The organism is Treponema sp. R6D11 (genome assembly GCF_054786075.1).
In genome coordinates this window covers 1-367 of sequence record NZ_BDHD01001181.1, presented here as the reverse complement: position 1 = coordinate 367, position 367 = coordinate 1, and the positions used below count along the sequence as shown (strand labels likewise).

General features: G+C 40.6%; 1 pseudogene. It reads left to right on the top strand.

The window, feature by feature from the left end:
- Nucleotides 1-227 (top strand): annotated as a pseudogene (locus tag ACYVTD_RS18010) (hypothetical protein); the annotation flags it as partial.
- Between the last annotated feature and the right edge of the window lie 140 nt (nt 228-367).

The following is a 367-nucleotide window of genomic DNA, read 5'->3' as shown; positions in this document are numbered from 1 at the left end:
GAGCGGGAATTTACGACGAAGCGTATTTGGCGTACTTGCGAAAAATTTTAATAGTAGCTGAGAAAGAGGGGATTTCCGTTTTTATCGAACCTAGTAAGGATTCGCAGAGCTTTCCTGCTTGGGCGGAGAAAGATGGAAATAAAAACCATTACATTGCCGCGTTTAAACACGCGCAACGCCGTTTAAAAAATTGCAAAGCGGTTGCGGGTTGGGGAGACATTATTTAAAATACGCGGCTGAATAATCCGCTTGACGAATCTTCGGAGTTTTCTGCAAGACGGCTTTCTTCTTCTTTAATTAACTTGTTATGAAAACGGCTTTCTATTTTTCTGCGGTTTTCTAAAATCCTGCTTATGTAATTAAGAGT